This window comes from Paracidovorax avenae ATCC 19860 (assembly GCF_000176855.2).
Lineage (GTDB): Bacteria > Pseudomonadota > Gammaproteobacteria > Burkholderiales > Burkholderiaceae_C > Paracidovorax > Paracidovorax avenae.
The window spans coordinates 5,356,074-5,375,788 of sequence record NC_015138.1 but is presented as its reverse complement, the minus strand read 5'-3'; the positions used below and the strand labels follow the sequence as shown (position 1 = coordinate 5,375,788).

Below are 19,715 nucleotides of genomic sequence, written 5' to 3'. Positions count from 1 at the left end.
ACGGAGACAAGCGCATGGCCTGGCAGCAAATCTACGACCCGTTCGGCAGCATGGTCCTCTCCACCGCCCTCGCCGCGGTGCCGGTGGTGGTCATGCTCGCGGCCCTCGGCTTCTTCCACATCAAGGCGCACATCGCCGCGGGCATGGGCCTCGCCGCGGCCCTGCTCGTGGCCGTCTTCGCCTATGGCATGCCGGCGAACATGGCCGGCCGGGCGGCGCTGCTGGGGGGCTTCACGGGCCTGCTGCCCATCGGCTGGATCGTGCTCAACATCATCTTCCTGCACCAGCTCACGGAGCAGAACGGCAGCTTCAAGGTGCTGCAGGATTCACTCTCGGGCATCACGGAGGACCGGCGCATCCAGTTGCTGCTGATCGCGTTCTGCTTCGGCGCGTTCTTCGAAGGGGCGGCGGGCTTCGGCACGCCGGTGGCGGTGACGGCGGCCATCCTCATCGGGCTGGGCTTCTCGCCGCTCGCGGCCTCGGGGCTCTCGCTCATCGCCAACACGGCGCCGGTGGCGTTCGGTGCGCTGGGCACGCCCATCCTCACGCTCGCCAAGGTGCACGGCTACGACGTGATGGCGGTGACGGCCATGGTGGGCCGCCAACTGCCGTTCTTCTCGCTGCTGGTGCCGTTCTGGCTGATCTGGGCCTTCGCCGGGCGCAAGGGCATGGTGGAGATCTGGCCCGCGATCCTGGTCACGGGCGTGTCGTTCGCCGTGCCGCAGTTCCTGGTGTCCAACTTCATCGGGCCGGAGCTGGTGGACATCATCGCGGCCATCGTGTCCATGGTGTGCCTGATCGCCTTCCTGCGCGTCTGGAAGCCAAAAACGGTATGGACTTCGCCTTCGCTGCGCGGCAACGACGTGAGCGCGGCCGAGGCCAAGCCGCCTCAGCCCGTGGCGCGCCACACCCGGGCCGAGCTGGTGGCCGCGTGGATGCCCTGGGCCATCCTGTCGGTGTTCGTGTTCATCTGGGGGCTGCCGCCCGTCAAGGCCTGGCTCAACGGCCTGTTCGCGCCGTCCTTCCCCATGGCGGGGCTGCACAACCTGATCGAGAAGGTGCCGCCCGTGGTGCCCGTGCCCACCAAGGAGGGCGCGGTCTATACGCTCAACCTGCTGTCGGCCACCGGCACGGCGATCCTGCTCTCGGCGGTGGTGAGCGCTTTCCTCATGAAATACAACCCGCTGACCATCGTCCGCACCTTCTTCAAGACGATCTGGCTGGTGAAGTTCTCGCTGCTCACCATCGTGCTGATGCTGGCGCTGGGCACGCTCACCCGCTACTCGGGCACGGACACCACGCTGGGCCTGGCGTTCGCCAACACGGGCGTGCTGTACCCGTTTTTCGGCACGCTGATGGGCTGGCTGGGCGTGGCGCTCACGGGCTCGGATACGGCTTCCAACGTGTTGTTCGGCGGCATGCAGAAGGTGGCGGCCGAGCAACTGGGGCTGTCGCCCAACCTCATGGGCGCGGCCAACAGCTCGGGCGGGGTGATGGGCAAGATGATCGATGCGCAGTCGATCGTGGTGGCCTCCACCGCCACGCGCTGGTTCGACCGCGAGGGCGAGATCCTGCGCTACGTGTTCTTCCACTCCATCGCGCTGGCCTGCCTGGTGGGGCTGTATGTGACGATGCAGGCGTATGTCTGGCCATTCACGCTGATGGTGGTGCATTAATGTCGGTTCACATGGAACCTGGCGGCAGTTCCTTCAGTGCATCGCGGATCGTGCGCGCGACCAGCTGCTGGCGCTCGCGCGGCATGCGCGCCAGCGTGGTGGCCACGCTGACGGCCGCCACCGGCCGGCCGCGCGCGTCCCGCACCGCCATGCCCACGGCCAGCACGCCGCGCGTGGCGTGGTTGCCGATGACGGACCAGCCGCGCTCGCGCGTGGCGCGCACCAGCAGGCGCATGCGCTCCGGCGTCATGCCGCCGTAGGCGGCCAGGCGCGGGGCGTTGGCCGCGATGATGGCTTCCACTTCCGCATCCGGCAGGGCGGCGAGCAGAGCCAGCCCCGCCGCCCCCACGCCCAGCGGCTGGCGCGTGCCCACCTCGATCACCAGGATCTGCACCGGGTGCGTGCCCACCTGCCGCGCGATGCAGTGCGACAGCGGCCCTTCCCGCACGATGGCGAAGGCCGCGTCGCCACAGGCGGCGCTGATGCGCGCGAGCAGCGGCTGCAGGTGCACCGCGCGGTTGGGCAGCGCGCCGGCCGGCGCGAGCGCCGCCATGCGCGGCCCGGGCACGTAGCGGAAGCGCCCCTGCCGCGCGACGTGGCCGGCCTCGAGCAGCGTGGACAGCAACCGGTACACCGTGGCCCGCTCCAGCGCCACGCTGCGGCACAGGTCCACCACGCGCACCCCTTCGGGGCCGCCGGCCAGCACGGCATCGAGCACCTGCAGGCCGCGCCGCAGCGTGCGGCTGCCCGGATCGTCCGTCTCCTGATCCGGGGCCTGGTGGCGTGGATCGTCCGGCTGGCGGACGTTTCGATTCGTGGTGCGTGGGGGCATTGCGAAGAATCCAGGTGTCGATGAAGTCCGTGCGCAGTGTGCCCCAGGCCGCGCGACCCGGACCGCGATCGCCCCGTGCCCACCCAGGAGACAAGACCATGACCGCTGCACCCCTGCACCCTGTTCCCGCCGACCCCTGCGCCTGCCCCCTCCCGTACCTCATCGCGCGCCGCCGCATCGCGGGCCTCGGTGTCGCCCTGTGCGCCGTTGCCTGCGTGGCCGGCGCGGCACTGCATGCACCCGCCGCGCATGCGGAGACCTCATCTTCCGGAGCATGGCCGACGCGTCCGATCCGTCTCGTCGTCGGCTATGCGGCGGGCGGCGCGACCGACGTGATCGCGCGCATCGTGGCCGTGAAGCTGGGCGAACGCCTGGGGCAACCCATGATGGTGGACAACCGGGCGGGAGCCAACAGCAACGTGGGCGCCGAGGTGGTGGCGAAGTCGCCGCCGGACGGCTACACGCTCTACGTCTTCACCATCGCCAACACCATCAACGCCTCGCTGTACGGCCGGCTGGGCTACGACCCGCAGAAGGACTTCGAGCCCATCGGCCTGATCGCCAAGATTCCCAACATCCTGGTGGTGAACAACCAGCTGCCGATCAAGAGCGTGGCCGACTACATCCGCTTCGCCAGGGAGTCGAAGGACGGCATCACCTTCGCCTCGTCGGGCAGCGGCTCGTCCATCCACCTGTCGGGCGAGATGTTCAAGATGCAGACCAAGCTGAACATGCTGCACGTGCCCTACAAGGGCAGCGCGCCGGCCATGACCGACCTGCTGGGCGGCCAGGTGCAGTCGATGTTCGACAACACGCCCTCGGCCCTGCCGCACGTGCAGGCGGGCCGGCTGCGGGCCATCGCCATCACCAGCGCGCAGCGCTCGCCGCTGCTGCCCGACGTGCCCACGGTGGCCGAGTCGGGCTTCCCGGGCTTCGACGTGCAGTCGTGGTTCGGCCTGGCCGCGCCCGCGGGCACGCCGAAGCCCGTCATCGAGCGCGTGAATGCCGAGCTGGTCAAGGTGCTGAACATGCCCGACGTGCGCCAGCGCCTGCAGGACCTGGCCGCCACGCCGGAGCCTGGCACGCCGGCGCAGATGCGCAGCTTCGCCTCCGCCGAGATCCAGCGCTGGCGCGAGGTGGTGAAGGCGTCCGGCGCGAAGGCCGAGTGAGCCGCCACCCGTTTCCGGTCCGCTGACCCGATCCCTTATTCGCAAAGGTTCCCGAGCCCATGTTCCCGATCGATTTCTTCTGGCGCGCCGCCACGCGCTGGCCCGACCGCATCGCCATCGACGCGCCGGAGGGCGCCATCCGCTACGACGTGCTCGCCGCGCGCGTGGCCGCCCTGGCGGCGGCGCTGGTGGCGCGCGACCCGGCGCCGCAGAGCCGCGTCGGCATCTGCGCGCACAACAGTGCCGACCACATCGCCGCGCTGCTGGCGGTACTGGCCTGCGGCAAGGTGTGGGTGCCGCTGAACCCCAAGAGCACCGCGCCGGAGATCCGCCGCATCACCGACGCCACCACGCCCAGCATCCTGGTGCTGGACGCCGATTGCGCCCCGCTGCTGGAGGGCGTGGCGGGCGCCCGCATCCATGCCCACGGGCCGCACAGCGAGGCCGTGCCTGGCGTGGCGGCGCTGGTGCAGCGGCATGCGGGCGCGCCGCGCCCGGTGTTCGACCTGCCGGACACCGCCACGCAGGCCATCAAGTTCACGGGCGGCACCACCGGCGCGCCCAAGGGCGTGATGCAGCCCTACCGTGCGTGGATGGCCAACATCGCCAACCAGATCCATGCCTGGGGCTTCGACGAGCACGAGCGCTACATCGTCGCCGCGCCGATCACGCACGGCACCTCCACCTACCTCCTGCCCATCCTGGCGCAGGGCGGCTGCCACGTGGTGCTCCAGGGCGCGGGCGCCGAGGCGGTGCGCACCGCGTTCCGCGAGCGCGGCGGCACCGTGTGCTTCATGCCGCCCACGCTGGTGTACATGCTGATGGCGCTGCCCGGCGCCAGCCGCGCGGACTTTCCCCGCCTGCGCCGGCTGATCTACGGCGGCGCCCCCATGCCGCCCGAGAAAATCCGCGAGGTGCGCGCGTTTTTCGGGCCGGTGCTGGGCACCACCTACGGGCAGACCGAGGCGCCGCAGATCCTCACCGTCATGCGGCCGGAGGATTTCGAGGACGAGCGCAACTGGGCCGCCGTGGGGCGCACCACCTGGTTCAGCGACGTGGCCATCATGGCGCCGGACGGCCGCCTGCTGCCCCCGGGCGAAGTGGGCGAGGTGGTGGCGCGCGGCGACCTGCTCATGACCGGCTACTGGCGCCTGCCAGAGAAGACGGCCGAAACCCTGGTGGACGGCTGGCTGCACACGGGCGATCGCGGCCTGATCGACGAGCGGGGCTACCTCTACCTGAAGGACCGGCTCAAGGACATGGTCATCACCGGCGGGTTCAATGTCTATCCGGTGGACGTGGAAAACGCCCTGGGCCAGCACCCGGCGGTGCACGAGTGCGCCGTGTTCGGCATCCCCGACGACAAGTGGGGCGAGGCGGTGCAGGCCGCCGTGCAACTGCGCCCCGGCCAGCAGGCAGGAGAGGCGGAGCTGATCGCCTTCGTGCGCGAGCGCCTGGGCCCGGTGCAGACGCCCAAGCGCATCCACTTCCACGCCAACCTGCCCCGATCGCCCGTGGGCAAGGTGCTCAAGAACGCCGTGCGCGAGCAGGCGCTCGCCACCCCCTGAACCGGAGAACCCATCCCATGACATCCGTCCGCAACGACGCCCCCGTCACCCGCCTGTGCACGCACACCCTCACCAGCCTGCATTACCGCGATGCCGACCTGGTCGAGGACCTGATGGGTAAAAAGACCTTCACCGAGGTGATGCTGATGCAGATCCTGGGCCGCACGCCCCGCCCGGTGGACCTGCGCATCACCGACGTGGTGCTCATCGTCCTGATGGAGCACGGCCTCACGCCCAGCGCCATCGCCACGCGGTTGATCTACATGAGCGCGCCGGAAAACCTGCAGGGCGCCGTCAGCGCCGGCCTGCTGGCCGTGGGCAGCTCCTTCGTGGGCACCATGGAGAACTGCTCGCGCCTCCTCGACCGCATCATGGCCGCGGAGGATCCCGATGCCGAGGCGCTGGCCATTGCGCAGGAGTGCAGGGCGAGGAAAAGCGCCGTGCCCGGCTTCGGCCACCACCTGCACAAGCCCGTCGATCCACGCGCCTACAAGCTGCTGGAACTGGCGCGCGCCGAGCCCGACCTGGCCGGCCGCCACATCCGGGCGCTGGAAACACTGTCCAAAGCCGTGGAAGCGGTCGCCGGCCGGCCCGTCACCATCAACGCCACGGGCGCCGTGGCCGCGCTGCTGGGCGAGATCGGCGTGCCCACCGCCGTGATGCGCGGCTTCGCCGTGATCTCCCGGGCAGCGGGGCTGGTGGCCCACATCGTCGAGGAGCAGCAGAGCCCGTCGGGCCGCTTCATCTGGGACACCGTGGAGCATGCCATTCCCTATGTCGGCGAGGGCGGCAGGCCTGCGGCCGGCGGGGAGCCGGCATGAATGGCGGCGACGCCGGCGCGGGCGCCCGCCGCCCGCCCGCGCTGCCATTGGACCTGTCCGGCCGCGTGGTCTTCGTCGCCGGCGGGGGCTCGGCCGGCCCCGGCTGGAGCATTGGCCGCGCTGCCTGCGTGACCTATGCCCGCCTGGGCGCCACCGTCTGCGTGGCCGACCGCGATGCGGCATCGGCCGAGGAAACGACCGCGCTCATCCGGGCCGAGGGCGGCGAGGCCGTCACTTTCGTGGGCGACGTGGCGCTGGAGGCCGACGTGCAGCGCCTGTTCGCCGAGGCACGGGCGTGTTTCGGCGCCATCGACGCGCTGCACCACAACGTGGGCATCGGCAAGACCGGTGGCCCCATGGATACGAGCGCGGAGGACCTGGACCGCATCCATGCCGTGAACGTGCGCAGCCTGCTGCTGTGCAGCCGGCAGGTGCTGCCGGACATGGTGGCGCGCGGGCGCGGATCCCTCATCGCCATCTCGTCCGTGGCCGGCATGCGCTATGTGGGCTATCCGCACCTGGCCTACAGCGTCACCAAGGCCGCGGTGACCCAGTTCACGCGCATGGTGGCGCAGCAGTACGCGCCCCACGGCATCCGTGCCAACACGGTGGTGCCCGGCCTGATCGACACGCCGCGCATCGCCACCACGGTGGCGAAGATGTTCTCGGATGGAAACCTGGACGAGGCCCGCGCCGCCCGCGCGCGGCAGGTACCGATGGGCCGCATGGGCACGGCCTGGGAGGTCGCGCATGCCTGCGCCTTCCTCGCTTCCGACGCCGCCGCCTATGTCACCGGCACGGAACTGGTCGTGGACGGCGGGCTGACGGGCAAATACGCCTGAGGGCCGGCCCCCGGGACGGCTGCGCAGCGCAGGGGTATCCGCCGCACGGGTTGGCTTTCCGGGGCCGGGTTGTGGATACTGTGGGCCTGCCGGCTCATCCGTCGGCACTGCCGACCTGCCACAGCCTGCCCCGGACCATGCACGACCCCTCCACCAAGGCCCTGGCCGATGCCCCGGATACCGGCGGCATCGGCGATCTCCTGATGCGGCAGTGGATGGCGCTTGTCGAAGTCTCGCAGCAGGGATACGCCCTGTACGACGGCGACGACTGCCTGCGCTACGCCAATGCGGCCTTCCGGTCCGCGCTGGGCGTGGGCGAAGGCGAGTTCCTCCCCTGGGAGGAGCTCATGCGCAAGAGCTACCGTTCTTCCACCGGCACGGTGGTCGAGACCAGCGATTTCGAGGTCTGGCTGCGCTCCGCCAGGAGCCGGCGCGGCAAGCTGCCCTACCGCACCATCGAGACGAGCCTGAACGACGGGCGCTGGGTGCTGACCACGGAAACCACGCTGCCCGGGGGCTGGATGCTGTGCGTGGTCACCGATGTCTCCGAGCTGGGCATCGGCTTGCGCGAGCTGCGGCAGGAGCGCGACAAGGCCATGAAGTCGGCCCTCAGCGACGAGCTGACCGGCCTGAGCAATCGCCGCTACGCCATGGACTTCCTGCACCAGAAGCTGGGGCCGAACAAGGCCCAGGCCATGGCCGTCGCGGTCATCGACATCGACCATTTCAAGGCGGTGAACGACCGCTTCGGGCACGCGGGCGGCGATCTGGTCCTCAAGGACTTCGCGGCGCGCCTGGCGGAGGCCGCCGGCCGCGACGACATGGTCGCGCGGATCGGCGGGGAAGAGTTCCTGCTCGTCCTGCAGGGCGCCCGCACCCTGGGTGCCGACAGCGTGCTGCGCTGCCTGGGGGCCAGCCTGGATACGGTCTCCCCGCTGCCCGAGGCACCGGAGTTCCGCTACAGCTGCTCCGCAGGCGTCGCGCTGGTCCGCCCCGGTGAAACGGTGGGCGAGGTGCTGCGCCGCGCGGACGAGGCCCTCTACCAGGCCAAGCGCGCCGGGCGCAACCGCGTCGTCATCCACGCAGAGAGCCAGCCGGCCGGCGACGGGCACCCCTGCGCAGGCAACGCTGCCTGAGCGGATCAGCCGCGGCGGGCGTCCGGATCGCTGGGCCCGTTGCGGTCGGACAGCACTTCCGCGGGGGGGTCCAGGTCGCCGCTGTCGCCGCCCTCGGCCTCCCAGGTGCCGCCCTCGCGGCCGGTCTTGCCGCGCGGGTAGCCCATGGTGGTGCCGTCGTCGAAGTTGAGCGGGCCACCCTCGCGCGGATCGTCGAAGGGCTGGGCCGAGATTTCGTCGATGCCGTCGGAGACATCGCGCTCCGCGTTCAGGTGGTCGTTGAGGTCGTCGCCCTCGGGCAGCTCCGCCGTGGGGTCGTCGCTGGGGTCGATGCCGGGTTCGTCGTCGATGGTGGGGGTGCGCATGGCGGTCTCCTGGGTGGAAAGGGCCCCGCTGGCAAGCCGGGCCGCGATGCCCGCAGCTTCGCGCAGGTGCGGTATCCAGGCGGTGGGCCCCCTGCCTGAACGCGGGTAGGAGAGGTGCCATGCCGCGGCGCGGTACGCCCGTCGCAGGCCGCGAGCGCCTAGGAGGCGGAAGTGGTGCCTGGCAGGGCGTCCGCGCGGCCGAACACGTTCAGCGGTATGCGCAGGTACGCGATGCCCTCCGGTCCCGGCTCCGGCAGGCGCCCGCCGCGGACGTTCACCTGGATCGACGGCAGCAGCAGGCGTGGCACGGCGAGGGTGGCGTCGCGCGCCTGGCGCAGCGCCACGAAGGCGCGCTCGCCGGCCTGCCGGCCCACGTGGATGTTGCTCCGCCGCTGGGCCTCCACCGTCGTCTCGCAGGCCGGTGCCCGGCCTTCGGGCGGATAGTCGTGGCACACGAACATGCGCGTGTCCCCCGGCAGGTCCAGCAATCGCTGGATGGAGCGGTACAGGGCCACCGCATCCCCGCCGGGAAAATCCGCCCGGGCCGTGCCCACGTCGGGCAGGAACAGCGTGTCGCCCACGAACACCGCTCCATCGATCCGGTAGGCCATGTCCGCCGGCGTATGGCCCGGCACGCCGATCGCCTGCGCCCGGGTGGCGCCGATGCGGAACGCCTCGCCGTCTTCGAACAGGTGGTCGAAACCGTCGTCCTGTGCGGAGGGCTCCATGCCGAACAGCGGGCCGAAGGTGCGCTGCACCGTGCGAATGGCGGCCCCGATGGCCACCTTGCCGCCCGTGGCTGCCTGGATGCGGCGGGCGGCGGAGAGGTGGTCCGCATGGGCATGCGTCTCCAGGATCCATTCCACGCCCAGGCGCTCTGCCTGCAGGTAGTCCAGCAGCAGCTGCGCGGAGGCGTCGTGCGTGCGGCCTGCATCGGGGTCGTAGTCCAGCACCGGGTCGATCACCGCTGCCTGGCGGGTGGCATGGTCCCAGACCACGTAGGACACGGTTCCTGTCCTGCTGTCGTAGAACGGTTGCACCGTGGCGGTGGCTCCGGTGGAAGAGGGCAGGGGAAAGGATGTCATGGTGGCTCCGTCCATCAGTATGTTCCTTAATATTATGTTTTTTGGTATATTGATGTCAATGCCATCCACAAGCCCTTCCCTGCCGCGCCCATCTTCCGCCGCGCCGCCACCGCTCGATCCCCAGGCGCTGCGGCAGGCCGCCGTCCAGGCCGTCGCCCGGCTCAAGGTGCTCGCCAACGAAGACCGGCTCCTGCTGCTGTGCCAGCTCTCCCAGGGAGAGATGTGCGTGAGCGAGCTGGAGGCCTGCCTGGACATCCGCCAGCCCACCCTGTCGCAGCAGCTCGGCGTGCTGCGCCGGCAGGGCGTGGTGGCCACGCGGCGCGAAGGCAAGAACATCCATTACCGGGTGGCCGATCCCGCGCTGCTCGAGGTGCTCGCGGTGCTCTACCGCCTCTACTGCCCCAAGGAGTGATTCCCATGGCTGCCATCGACTGGTCTTCCTTCACCCCCGGCACGGCCCTGGCCGGCGGCGCGCTCATCGGCCTGGCGGCCGGCGCCCTCATGCTGGTGTCCGGCCGCATCGCCGGCATCAGCGGCGTGCTGGGCGGGCTGCTGCGCCCGGCGCGTGGCGACATGGCCTGGCGCGCGGCCTTCGTGGCGGGCCTGGTGGCCTCGCCCTGGCTGCATGCGCTCTTCGCCCCGCTGCCGGAGCCGCGCATCGACGCGGGCACCGGCACCCTGGTGGTGGCCGGCCTGCTCGTGGGATTGGGCACGCGCTACGGCGCGGGGTGCACCAGCGGGCACGGGGTCTGCGGGATTTCGCGGCTGTCGGGGCGTTCGCTGGCGGCCACGCTGGTGTTCATGGCCGCCGGCATGGCCACCGTGTATGTGCTGCGGCACGGGGCGGCGTGGGTTGCCTGATGCCGTCGGCGCAATGGAATGCACAACGGCAATCAAGGAGCGAATGATGGCAAATATCCTGGCGGCCCTGGCCGTGGGCCTGGTTTTCGGCCTGGGGCTGATCGTCTCGGGCATGGCCGATCCGGCGCGCGTGCTGGGTTTCCTGGACGTGGCGGGCCTGTGGAACCCCTCGCTGGCCTTCGTGATGGCGGGCGCCGTCGCCGTTGCCCTGGTGGCGTTCACCATCGCGCGGCGGCGGGGCCGCACGCTGCTGGGCGGGGCGCCGCTGCAGTGGCCCACGGCTCGGGGGCTGGATGCGCGGCTGATCGGGGGGGCGCTGCTGTTCGGTGCGGGCTGGGGCCTGGCGGGCTTCTGCCCGGGCCCGGCCCTGGTGGGGGTGGGCATGGGCCTGCGCGGAGCGGTGGTCTTCGTGGCGGCCATGCTGGCCGGCATGGCGCTGTTCGAACTGCTGGAGCGCCTGCGCCATCGGCCCTGACGCATTGCATCCCGCGGAGCCTCCTGAACATGACGCTGCCTGGCATCTTCCTGCCATGCTCCCTGCCTGTCTGGGCCGGCGCCCTGGCCACCCTGGGCATTCCGCTGGCCTACGAGGCCTGGTCCTCCGCTGCAGCGCGGCATCGCCCGTTCTCCCGGGCCCGCGGGGCCCACGCGCATCTGCGTGCCGATTGGCTCGATGCCGTCTCCGCCCAGCCCGGCTCCGAAATCCTGGCGGTGCAGACGCTGCGCAACGCGATCATGTCGGCCACCATGGCCGCCTCCACCGCCATGCTGGGGCTGATGGGCACCGTCGGCATCGCCGCGCCGTCGCTGCATGCCCTGCTGCAGGGAGCGGCCACTCCGGCGCCTGACGCCCCAGTGGTGGCTTCCGCCCTGCTGGAGTTGGCGCTGCTGGTACTGCTCTGCGCTTCGCTCACCGCCCTGGTGGCGGCCGTGCGCCACTACCACCACGCGGGCTTCGTGGCCGGCATGCCCGTCGGCTCCCCGGCGCGCCAGCGCTGGACCCCCACGGGCCAGGACCATCTTCGCCAGGCCGGACTCTTCTACAGCCGCGGCCTGCGCTGGCTCCTCCTCGGCGTGCCGGTCACCGCCGGCCTGCTCCATCCGCTCGCAGGCGTGCTCGTGGCCGTTCTCTGGGTAGCGGGGTTGATGTGGTGGGATGCGCCGCACGCAGTGGCGTAGGTGGGGCGATTTACGCATCATCAATTATTCGATGATTAATGAAAAATAAGATTATTTGAATTAACTTGCAGAGGTTGAGCCATAAGATCAAGGGCCTTTCCATTCAGCCGTTGCAGGCTCGTGAAAATGGCACTACCTCAGGACGATAGAAATTACTGGATGCTTCCGCAAAATCCGGAAGAGGGCGGTTATTAAAACTATGGTACGCCCATGCACGGAGCCGGCCAGTATTGCCACCCTCAGCTCCTGAATTTTCTCCTGGCTGCGGGGCGCAAATGGGCGTTGATGGACCACCGACGCTTCGGCGTCGGAAACATCAGTCTGGCTGGCGGTGCAACGTTCAGCCCGCACCACAGCCACCGTAACGGGCTGCAGGTCGACATCCGCCCGCTCCGGAAAGATGGCCGGCAGCTTCCTGTGAAGCACGGCAGCCCTGACTATGACCGGCAGGCCACCGCCAGACTCGTGGCATGCTTCCAGTCCACTGGAATGGTCCGGACAGTATTCTTCAATGACGGCCGCATCCCCCGGGTCCACCCTCTCGCGGGGCATGACGACCATCTGCATATCGAGGTGCATGGATGATCCGATCCCTGGGAAGGCTATTGCCTCTGCTTTTTATCGCGCTTTTCTGCCAGGCGGTCCTCGCCGCAGGCGAAGAATGGCAGTTCCAATACAAGCCGCTTGCAGGCGCCTATGAGGTCTATTCCGGGGCGCTGGGCGAGCCCCGGCCTGCTGGGAAATCCGGTTCCAGCCTTGCCATCCGGATCGACAAGGATGCTGCCCGCCAGATCTTCGAACAGATGGAGCGAGACACCCCCAACCTGTGCCCTTCCGAACCCGGCGAGAGGATGCGGCAGAAGAACGACCTGACCTGCTACCGGACCCGGTCCGGAAAGCACACCTGCTACGTGGGATTCGACCTGAAAAGCGGCAGGAGCCAGGCCGGCCACATCTGCTGAGGGGCCCCGGACTTCAGGCGTTGTCTGCGGTCCTGCGCGTGACCCACCAGGCCGCCCCGACGATCAGCAGCCCGCCGATCCAGCCCTGGACCGTCATGCGCTCGCCCATCCACAGCATGGCGATGAGGGCGCCCCACAGCGGCTCGCTGCCCATGAGCAGGGCCACGCGCGAGGGGCTGGTGCGCGATGCCGCGTGGTTCTGCACGAAGAACGCGAACAGCGTGCACAGCAGCACCAGGAACGCCATGGCCCCCCAGAACGGCGCGGTGCGCGGCAGGGGCGGCCAGGCGGGGCCCTGCACCGCGAGCATCAGGGCCGCCGAGCCCAGGGCCATCACGCCCATCTGCACCGCGGTCACGGTGAGCGCGGGCAGTCCGTGCCGCCGGCCGTGGCGGGGCGTGAGGCAGACCATCGCGCCGCGCAGGAAGGCCGCGAGCACCATCAGGCCGTCTCCCCAGGCGAGTCCGGAGACCCCGCCGTGCTGGAAAGCCAGCAGCCCGGCGCCCAGCAGCGACAGCGCGGCGGCCGACAGCACGGCGCGGCCGGGCCGTTCCCTGAGCAGCCACCATTCGCACAGCGGCGTGAAGGCCACGCAGAGGCTGATCAGGAAGGCCGCGTTCGATGCCGTGGTCAGCGAGACGCCGAAGGTCTCGCACACGAAGATCGCCAGCAGGTTCAGGCCCAGCACCGATGCACCGGCGAGCGCCGCGCGCCAGCCCGGCACGGCCAGCCCGCGCAGTGCCGGCAGCAGGAGCAGGAAGGTGAGGCCGAAGCGCAGCACCAGGAACTGCAGCACGGGCACCTGGGCGGTGGCGGTCTTGGCAGCGCTGTAGCTGCCGCCCCAGATCACGGCCACCAGGAGCAGCAGCGCCTCGGTGGCGCCGAACCGCGGCATGCGCCGCGCACCGATGTTTCCGTCAACGCGGATGCCGCTTGCCTGCATGCCTGTGCTCCTGGGGTCCTGTGTGCCGGGATTGTTCGCCGCGCTGCCGGGCATTGACTAGACTGTGCGGCAGAACAGGAGCTGTGCCCGGTGAGAACAGATGACGCCCTCGAGGTGATGGTGGAACTCGTGGCCTTCGTCCGCGTGGCAGAGGCCGGCAGCTTCTCCGCGGCCGCGCGCCGGCATGGGCTGACACCTTCCGCCGTGAGCCGGCAGGTGGCGCGCCTGGAGAAGACCCTGGGCGTCTCCCTGCTGCAGCGCACGACCCGGCAGCTGCGGCTGACGGAGGCCGGGCTGGAGGTGCTGGAACGCGGGCGGGCCATGGTGGCCGAGGCCCGGGCCACCCTGCAGGCCGCCGAAGGCCATGTCGGTGCGCCCCGGGGGCTGGTGCGCCTCAGTGCGCCCAAGGCCTTCGCGCGCCATGTGCTGCACGGGCCCCTGCTGTCCTTCCTGCGCCTGCATCCGGAGGTGGACCTGCACCTGCTGGTGCTCGACCGGCCGGTGGATGCCCTGCGCGAGGACATCGACCTCGTCGTCCGCATGACCGACGATCCGCCGCAGGGCATGGCGGCCCGCGCGCTGATGCCGGTGCGGCAATGGGTGCTCGCCAGCCCGGGCTATCTCGCCGCGCGCGGGGCCGTGCGACGCCCCGAGGACCTTGCCAGCCACAGCTGCCTGCCGCTCGGCGAGCAGGCGGGCGACAGCCGCTGGCGCTTCGTCCGCGACGGCGACGGCCGCCGCGGCGACGGCGTGGTGGAGGTGCAGGTCACCGGCCGCTATACGGTCAACCACAGCGAGATGCGCCTCGCGGCGATCGAGGCGGGGCTGGGCGTGGGCTGCGTGCCGGATTTCGTGGCGGGCGACGCGCTGCAGGACGGGCGGGTGGTGCGCGTGCTGCCCGGCTGGACCGTGGACAGCCATTACCAGGGAATCGCCTACCTGGTGTTTCCCGCGTCCCGCCATACCGCGCCCAAGCTGCGGGCGCTGATCGACCACCTGGTCGCCGAACTGGCACCTCCATGAATCAAGGATGGCTATCGGATAGGGATCGCCCGTAAACTACGGCGAGAGAGGGCTGCGCAGCGCCGCAAAGGGCTGTGCAGGCAACAAAGGAGTGATATGGCAACGACCACCTACTCCGACCCGCTGGCACCGTTCTTCGAGCATTCCGTCAGCGCCACCGGGCTCGAGCGCGTCCTGCAGGTCGTCCGCCGGCATCTGTCGATGGATGTCGCGTTCATCTCCCGCTTCCAGGAGAGCGACCGCGTGCTCGACTACGTGGATGGCGAGGCACCCTGCGTGCTCCGGCCCGGGCAGGTGATTCCGCTCGGCAGCGGGTACTGCCTGAAGGTGATCCGGGGCGAATTGCCGGAATACATCCCCGACACATCCCGCGTGCCGGCGGCCCTGGAGATTCCGGAGACGAAGTCCATCCCCATCGGCTCGCACCTCAGCACGCCCATCGTGCTGGAGGACAAGCGCCTGTTCGGTACGCTGTGCTGCTTCAGCCACGCGCCCGTCGCTTCGCTGGCCGAGCGGGACATGGACGTGCTGCGTGCTTTCGCCGAATTCCTCGGCTTCTATTTCGACGCGGCGGCCCGGCGCGAGAAGGAGCAGGAGGCCGTCGCGCGCGTCATCCGTACGGCGATGCAGGGCGGCCACCTGCGCATCGTGTTCCAGCCCGTCTATGACCTGGCGCGGCGCAGCCTCCACAGTTTCGAATGCCTGTCCCGGTTCGACGTGGAGCCCCTGCGACCGCCGGACCAGTGGTTCAGCGCGGCCCACAGCGTGGGGCTGGGCATGGACCTGGAGTTGCATGCCATCCGCCGTGCCCTGGCGTCGCTGGCGTGCTTTCCCGCCGATGTCCCGTTCAACGTGAACTGCTCGCCGGACTTCATCCTTTCGGGCAGGTTGCAGTCGCTGCTGGATGACGGTACCGACCTGTCCCGCGTGGTGCTGGAGGTGACAGAGCATGCCTCCGTGAACGACTACGCTGCCCTGGCCGAGGCCCTGCAGCCGCTGCGCGCACAGGGTGCCCGCCTGGCCGTGGACGATGCGGGGGCAGGCTATTGCAGCATGCGCCACATCCTCCAGCTGCAGCCCGAGATCATCAAGCTCGACATGAGCATCACGCACTCCATCGACCGCGACATCCACCGGCGGGCGCTGGCCAAGGGGCTGATCAGCTTCGCGCACGAGATCGGCAGCCAGATCGTTGCCGAAGGGGTGGAAGAGGCCGCCGAACTGGAGACCCTGGGCCGATTGGGCGTGGACTTCGCCCAGGGCTATTACCTGGCCCGGCCCCTGGCGCTGCAGGATGCCGTGCTGGCTGCCCGGGGGGCCGGTGCCTAGGCGCGCCGCCGCACGAAGCGCTGCTCCAGCACTTCCCGCCCCCACTGGCTTCCCGGACGCTCCTCCACGCAGGTGAAACCCTGCGCCTCGTACAGGCGGCGTGCAGCGTGCAGGCCGCTGAAGGTCCACAGGTGCGTTTCGGCGAAGGCCGGCCGGGCGTCCACGAACGCGAGGGCGGCCGCCAGCAACTGGCGGCCGACGCCACCGCCGCGCACCCCGTCATCCACGATGAACCAGCGCAAGTGGGCAGTGCCCGGGCCGAGGTCTTCGCCGTCGATGGCCACCGAGCCGGCGATCCGTCCGTCCACCTCCGCCGTCCACACGGCGTTGGGGGATGGATCCTGGGTGTCCAGCCGGCCGCAGAACTCCGCCAGGCCGCCCGCCACCACGGATTCGAACCGCTGGCCGAAACCCGCCTCGCGCGCATAGAAGAGCGCATGCATTTCGGTGACACGGGCGATCAACCCGGGGCGGTAGCCCGAGCACAAGGCCACCGCGGGCCGTGGATGCGGTGGCTGTGGAGGCCGAGGGGCCTCTTCGCGCCCGTCCTGGCCCACCCGGGCCAGCGCGGCGGCATACAGGCGCACGCCTTCGAGCACGGCGCGGTCCTCCCCCGGCCCCAGGTGCCCCAGGGCGCCGACTACCTGTGCCCGCGCGAACGCGTGGATGTCCGCCACCCGTCGCCGGCCGCGCGCGGTCAGCGCCAGTTGCTTCACGCGCCCGTCCTGCGCACCGGCCGTTTCCCGCACGTCGCCCGAGGCCACCAGCTTGCGCAGCATGCGGCTCACGCTGGATTTCTCCAGCCGCAGGCGCTCGCCCAGGTCGCGCGCCGTCAGCCGTCCGCCGTCCTGCCCGATCTCGATCAGGGCGTGCACCGCGGAAGGCGAGAGATCGGTGCCCGCGAAATCGCCCCCCATGAAACCGAGGGCACGCACCAGGGCGCGGGATGCGGCGCGGAGTTCTTCGACCAGTGCGGGAGGGGTGGACATGGATGGGCTCCGATTGGTTGTATCGTACAACCAATTGGAAGACCCGCCTACATGCGTTCGATCCCCGCCATCTCCACCCACTGCGCCCAGCGGCGGATGTCTTCCTGGATGAATCGCTGCAGGTCCGGCCCGGAGCGCCATGCGTTCTCGAAGCCACGCGCGGCGTAGGCCTGCTGCACCGAGGGGTCGGCCATGGCCTGCTGCAGCGCGCGGCCCATGCCCTCGACGGCCGCGGCCGGCGTGCCGGCCGGCGCGGCCAGGCCGAACCAGCCCTGCAACTCCAGGCCGGGCACGGCGGCGCTGGCGGGCGGCACCTGGGGCAGCGACGGCAGCGGCCGGGGGCTGGTGACGGCGATCGGGCGCAGCCGGTCGTTCTGCAGCGCGGGTGCGGCCGAGAGCGTGTCGATGAACACGAAATCCAGCTGCCCGCCGATGAGGTCCGTCAGGATCTGCGTTACCGACTTGTACGAAACCCCCTGGTAGCGCAGATGGGCGAGCACGCGCAGCAGTTCGGCCGGTACCTGGGAGGAAGAGCTGTAGTAGCCGTAGTTCAGCGTGCCGGGGCGGGCGCGCGCCGCCGCCACCAACTCCTCGAGGCTGCGGTAGGGCGCGTCGGAGCGCACCAGCAGCACGGAGCTGAAGCGGCCGAACATGCCCACCTGCACGAAGTCCTTCAGCGGGTCGTAGCGCAGGTTGCGGTACAGGCTGACGTTGGCAGCGTGCGTGGAATTGCTGGTGAGCAGGAAGGTGTAGCCGTCCGGCGGCGCGGCCTTGGCGGCCAGCGCGCCCAGGATGCCTGCGGCACCCGGGCGGTTGTCCACCACCACGTTGGCCTGCGGCAGGGTGCGGGGCACGTGGCTGGCGAAGGTGCGCGCCACGAAGTCTGCCGCACCGCCCGCCGCGGAGGGCACGATCAGGCTGATGGGGCGGCCGCCCGGCCACGGGGCGTCCGCCGCGCGGGCGGCGGGCAGGGCCAGCGGGGCGAGCGGCAGGCAGGCCAGGCCGCGCAGCAGGGCGCGGCGCCGGGGCAGCGGCGGGGTGTGAGGGGCGGTACGGCGCATGGGAATGTCTCCTGGGGGCTGGTCTTGGAATGGGGGGGGCGAGCGGATGGCGGCGCGTGTGTCACGCCTGTGCCGGCTGGTGGGCGAGCGCGGCCAGGAACGGGTGGAGTGCCTGCAGGTACTGCGGCAGGCAGTCCACCATGGGTGTGTGGCCGCCAGGCAGCAACCGCAACTGCGCCGAGGGCAGGCAAGCCGCCAGTTCCTCGGCATCGGCCACGCTGCGGCGCACGTCCCGTTCCCCGTGCAACACGAGTGCCGGGCAGTGCAGCGAGGGCAGCAGGGGACGCAGGTCCACGGCGCGCAGGCCCTCGACGCTCTGCAGCAGCGCCTCGGGCGCCAGGCTGTCCAGATAGGCGCACAACTGCGCGAAAAGCATGGCCGGCGGCGTGCGGGCGAAGCAGGTGCGCAGGAAATCCCGCCGGGCCTCCGCGGTCCAGCCTTCGCGCACCCGGCGGGCGAAGCCTGGGTCGCCATGGCGGCTGCTGTGCGCGCCGGTATTGCCCGCCACCACGCCCGCCACCGGCAGCCCGGGCTGCAGCGCGGTCAGCAGGGCCAGCACCCCGCCCACGGAATAGCCCAGCAGGACCACCGGCCCGGCATCCCCGTCCTGCACGCGCGGGCGCAGGGCGTCGGCCAGGCGCCGCGCCACTGCGCGCGGTTCGCAGGAATGCGGACTGCGGGGCGGTTCGGCCCAGTCCACGGGCTGCACGGTCCAGCCCGGAGCGTGCAGGCGCCCGAACACGGCGGGCGAGCAGCCGGCGCCGGGCAGGGCCACGAGCAGCGGCCCGCGCAGCGCGCACCAGTCCACCGCATCCATGGCCGCGGGCGGAAGGGGCGGCGCTCCGGGGGCATCGATGGGGTGGGGGCGGGACACGGGAAGCGGGGGCATGGCGGCCATCGTAGGCAGCCGCCGCCGATGTGGATAAAGAATAATTTTCATCCGTTGATGAGCAAGAGGAATCGACTGCCATGGCTTCTCCGTACCCGCTGCTGCCCGACCTGCCGGTCACCCAGGTGCGCCATTTCCTGCTCGTGGCCGAGCATGGCGGCTTCCAGGCGGCGGCGGACAAGGCCTTCCGCACGCAGCCGGCCATCACCAAGTCCATCCAGGCGCTGGAGGAGCGCCTGGGCGGCGCGCTGCTGGAGCCGGGCCGGCGCTCGGTACTGACGCCCCTGGGCCGCCAGTGCCTGCCCTTCCTGCGCGAACTGGTGCTCCACCACGACCGCACGGCCGCGGCGGTGTCGGCCTTCGTGCGCAAGGACCGGGGCACGCTCACCGTGGCGGCCATCGCCGCCGTGGCCGGCAACTGGCTGCCGGGCCTGGTGAGCGGCTACCTGCGGGACCATCCGGGCGTGGCCGTGCGCCTGCTGGACGACAACTCGCGCAACGTGGAGCGCATGGTGCGGGATGGCGAGGTGGATTTCGGCGTGGGCAGCCTGGTGTCGGAAGCACCGGAGATCGCGTTCGAGCCGCTGGTGGACGATGCCTTCGGCCTGGTGTGCAGCCGCCGCCACCCGCTGGCGCGGCGCCGCCAGCTGCGCTGGGACGAACTGCAGGGCCTGCCCCTGCTGGGCACCACCGCCCACCACCAGCTGGCCGCCTGGCCGGAGGAGGCCCGCTGGCTGCAGGCGCCGGTGATGCAGGTCAGCACCATGCTGACCATGCTGGCGCTGCTCGACGCCAACGTGGGCGTGACCGTGCTGGCCCGCCTGGGCGTGCCGGCCATGCTGGCCGACCGGCTGGCCTTCGTGCCCCTGGTGGCGCCCCGGCGCGAGCGGCGGCTGGGCATCCTGCGCCTGGCGGGCCAGTCGCTCAGCCCGGCCGCGCAGGCGATGCGCGAGCGGTTGCTGGCGCATGCGGAGGCCCTGCGGGCGGTCTGACATTCCGCCCCGGG

At 70.8% G+C, this 19,715-nt stretch carries 22 protein-coding genes; 15 read left to right on the top strand and 7 right to left on the bottom strand.

The genetic code is table 11. The features are described 5' to 3' along the window. The first annotated feature begins 14 nt into the window (after positions 1–14). Complete coding sequence (locus ACAV_RS23330; RefSeq protein WP_013597039.1) at positions 15–1,676, top strand: L-lactate permease; 1,662 nt, start codon at positions 15–17, stop codon at positions 1,674–1,676. A 7-nt stretch (positions 1,677–1,683) separates the two neighbouring features. Here the strand turns inward: ACAV_RS23330 and ACAV_RS23325 are convergent, their stop codons facing one another. Further along, complete coding sequence (locus ACAV_RS23325; RefSeq protein WP_013597038.1) at positions 1,684–2,508, bottom strand: IclR family transcriptional regulator; 825 nt, start codon at positions 2,506–2,508, stop codon at positions 1,684–1,686. Between the two features lie 98 nt (positions 2,509–2,606). On the opposite strand from ACAV_RS23325, the gene ACAV_RS23320 reads away from it, so the two are divergent. The 5 genes from ACAV_RS23320 (at position 2,607) to ACAV_RS23300 (ending at position 8,044) form a co-directional block, all read left to right on the top strand. Next, on the top strand, positions 2,607–3,677 hold the full coding sequence (locus tag ACAV_RS23320; protein ID WP_013597037.1) for a tripartite tricarboxylate transporter substrate binding protein: 1,071 nt from the start codon (positions 2,607–2,609) through the stop codon (positions 3,675–3,677). Positions 3,678–3,736: 59 nt separating this feature from the next. Further along, entirely contained in the window at positions 3,737–5,245 is a 1,509-nt protein-coding gene (locus ACAV_RS23315) for a class I adenylate-forming enzyme family protein (RefSeq protein ID WP_013597036.1), read from the top strand. 17 nt (positions 5,246–5,262) lie between these two features. Next, positions 5,263–6,066, top strand: coding sequence for a citryl-CoA lyase (locus ACAV_RS23310; protein WP_013597035.1), 804 nt, complete (start codon positions 5,263–5,265; stop codon positions 6,064–6,066). After that, positions 6,063–6,908, top strand: coding sequence for an SDR family NAD(P)-dependent oxidoreductase (locus ACAV_RS23305; protein WP_013597034.1), 846 nt, complete (start codon positions 6,063–6,065; stop codon positions 6,906–6,908). Before ACAV_RS23310 ends, ACAV_RS23305 begins: the two co-directional genes overlap by 4 nt. Positions 6,909–7,045: 137 nt before the next feature. Then, entirely contained in the window at positions 7,046–8,044 is a 999-nt protein-coding gene (locus ACAV_RS23300; RefSeq protein WP_013597033.1) for a sensor domain-containing diguanylate cyclase, read from the top strand. 5 nt (positions 8,045–8,049) lie between these two features. Here the strand turns inward: ACAV_RS23300 and ACAV_RS23295 are convergent, their stop codons facing one another. Both ACAV_RS23295 and ACAV_RS23290 read right to left on the bottom strand, forming a co-directional pair. After that, positions 8,050–8,388 (bottom strand): hypothetical protein, encoded by a 339-nt coding sequence (locus ACAV_RS23295; RefSeq protein WP_013597032.1) that lies wholly within the window; start codon positions 8,386–8,388, stop codon positions 8,050–8,052. A 158-nt stretch (positions 8,389–8,546) separates the two neighbouring features. Then, entirely contained in the window at positions 8,547–9,473 is a 927-nt protein-coding gene (locus tag ACAV_RS23290; RefSeq protein WP_041829456.1) for an MBL fold metallo-hydrolase, read from the bottom strand. Positions 9,474–9,531: 58 nt separating this feature from the next. Between ACAV_RS23290 and ACAV_RS23285 the strand changes: the two genes are divergently transcribed. The 6 genes from ACAV_RS23285 to ACAV_RS23260 all read left to right on the top strand — a co-directional run bounded on the left by ACAV_RS23285 (position 9,532) and on the right by ACAV_RS23260 (position 12,475). Then, the gene (locus ACAV_RS23285) at positions 9,532–9,885 is read left to right on the top strand and encodes an ArsR/SmtB family transcription factor (RefSeq protein WP_013597030.1); all 354 of its coding nucleotides are present in this window, start codon (positions 9,532–9,534) and stop codon (positions 9,883–9,885) included. Between the two features lie 5 nt (positions 9,886–9,890). Then, positions 9,891–10,334: a YeeE/YedE family protein gene (locus tag ACAV_RS23280; protein WP_013597029.1), complete on the top strand. Its 444-nt coding sequence runs from the start codon at positions 9,891–9,893 to the stop codon at positions 10,332–10,334. Positions 10,335–10,380: 46 nt separating this feature from the next. Then, positions 10,381–10,809, top strand: coding sequence for a DUF6691 family protein (locus ACAV_RS23275; RefSeq protein ID WP_013597028.1), 429 nt, complete (start codon positions 10,381–10,383; stop codon positions 10,807–10,809). 29 nt (positions 10,810–10,838) lie between these two features. Beyond that, the gene (locus ACAV_RS23270) at positions 10,839–11,513 is read left to right on the top strand and encodes a DUF599 domain-containing protein (protein WP_013597027.1); all 675 of its coding nucleotides are present in this window, start codon (positions 10,839–10,841) and stop codon (positions 11,511–11,513) included. 210 nt (positions 11,514–11,723) lie between these two features. After that, positions 11,724–12,098 carry a penicillin-insensitive murein endopeptidase gene (locus tag ACAV_RS25255; RefSeq protein ID WP_081463151.1) on the top strand — a complete coding sequence of 125 codons (375 nt, stop codon included), beginning with the start codon at positions 11,724–11,726 and terminating at the stop codon, positions 12,096–12,098. Next, positions 12,095–12,475 (top strand): hypothetical protein, encoded by a 381-nt coding sequence (locus ACAV_RS23260; RefSeq protein WP_013597025.1) that lies wholly within the window; start codon positions 12,095–12,097, stop codon positions 12,473–12,475. Before ACAV_RS25255 ends, ACAV_RS23260 begins: the two co-directional genes overlap by 4 nt. Before the next feature lie 13 nt (positions 12,476–12,488). Here the strand turns inward: ACAV_RS23260 and ACAV_RS23255 are convergent, their stop codons facing one another. Then, positions 12,489–13,418, bottom strand: a complete 930-nt coding sequence (locus ACAV_RS23255) for a DMT family transporter (RefSeq protein WP_013597024.1) — start codon at positions 13,416–13,418, stop codon at positions 12,489–12,491. A 90-nt stretch (positions 13,419–13,508) separates the two neighbouring features. Between ACAV_RS23255 and ACAV_RS23250 the strand changes: the two genes are divergently transcribed. Continuing rightward, positions 13,509–14,441: a LysR family transcriptional regulator gene (locus ACAV_RS23250; RefSeq protein WP_013597023.1), complete on the top strand. Its 933-nt coding sequence runs from the start codon at positions 13,509–13,511 to the stop codon at positions 14,439–14,441. A gap of 96 nt (positions 14,442–14,537) precedes the next feature. Then, positions 14,538–15,770, top strand: coding sequence for a sensor domain-containing phosphodiesterase (locus ACAV_RS23245; protein ID WP_013597022.1), 1,233 nt, complete (start codon positions 14,538–14,540; stop codon positions 15,768–15,770). Here ACAV_RS23245 and ACAV_RS23240 read toward each other — a convergent pair. From ACAV_RS23240 to ACAV_RS23230, 3 genes are all read right to left on the bottom strand, one after another. Next, the gene (locus tag ACAV_RS23240; protein ID WP_013597021.1) at positions 15,767–16,759 is read right to left on the bottom strand and encodes a MarR family winged helix-turn-helix transcriptional regulator; all 993 of its coding nucleotides are present in this window, start codon (positions 16,757–16,759) and stop codon (positions 15,767–15,769) included. The genes ACAV_RS23245 and ACAV_RS23240 overlap by 4 nt on opposite strands. A 47-nt stretch (positions 16,760–16,806) precedes the next feature. Next, positions 16,807–17,820, bottom strand: a complete 1,014-nt coding sequence (locus tag ACAV_RS23235; RefSeq protein WP_013597020.1) for a Bug family tripartite tricarboxylate transporter substrate binding protein — start codon at positions 17,818–17,820, stop codon at positions 16,807–16,809. A 61-nt stretch (positions 17,821–17,881) separates the two neighbouring features. After that, positions 17,882–18,709, bottom strand: coding sequence for an alpha/beta fold hydrolase (locus ACAV_RS23230; RefSeq protein WP_244875505.1), 828 nt, complete (start codon positions 18,707–18,709; stop codon positions 17,882–17,884). Between the two features lie 80 nt (positions 18,710–18,789). Between ACAV_RS23230 and ACAV_RS23225 the strand changes: the two genes are divergently transcribed. Continuing rightward, positions 18,790–19,701 carry a LysR family transcriptional regulator gene (locus ACAV_RS23225; protein ID WP_013597018.1) on the top strand — a complete coding sequence of 304 codons (912 nt, stop codon included), beginning with the start codon at positions 18,790–18,792 and terminating at the stop codon, positions 19,699–19,701. Positions 19,702–19,715: the final 14 nt, after the last annotated feature.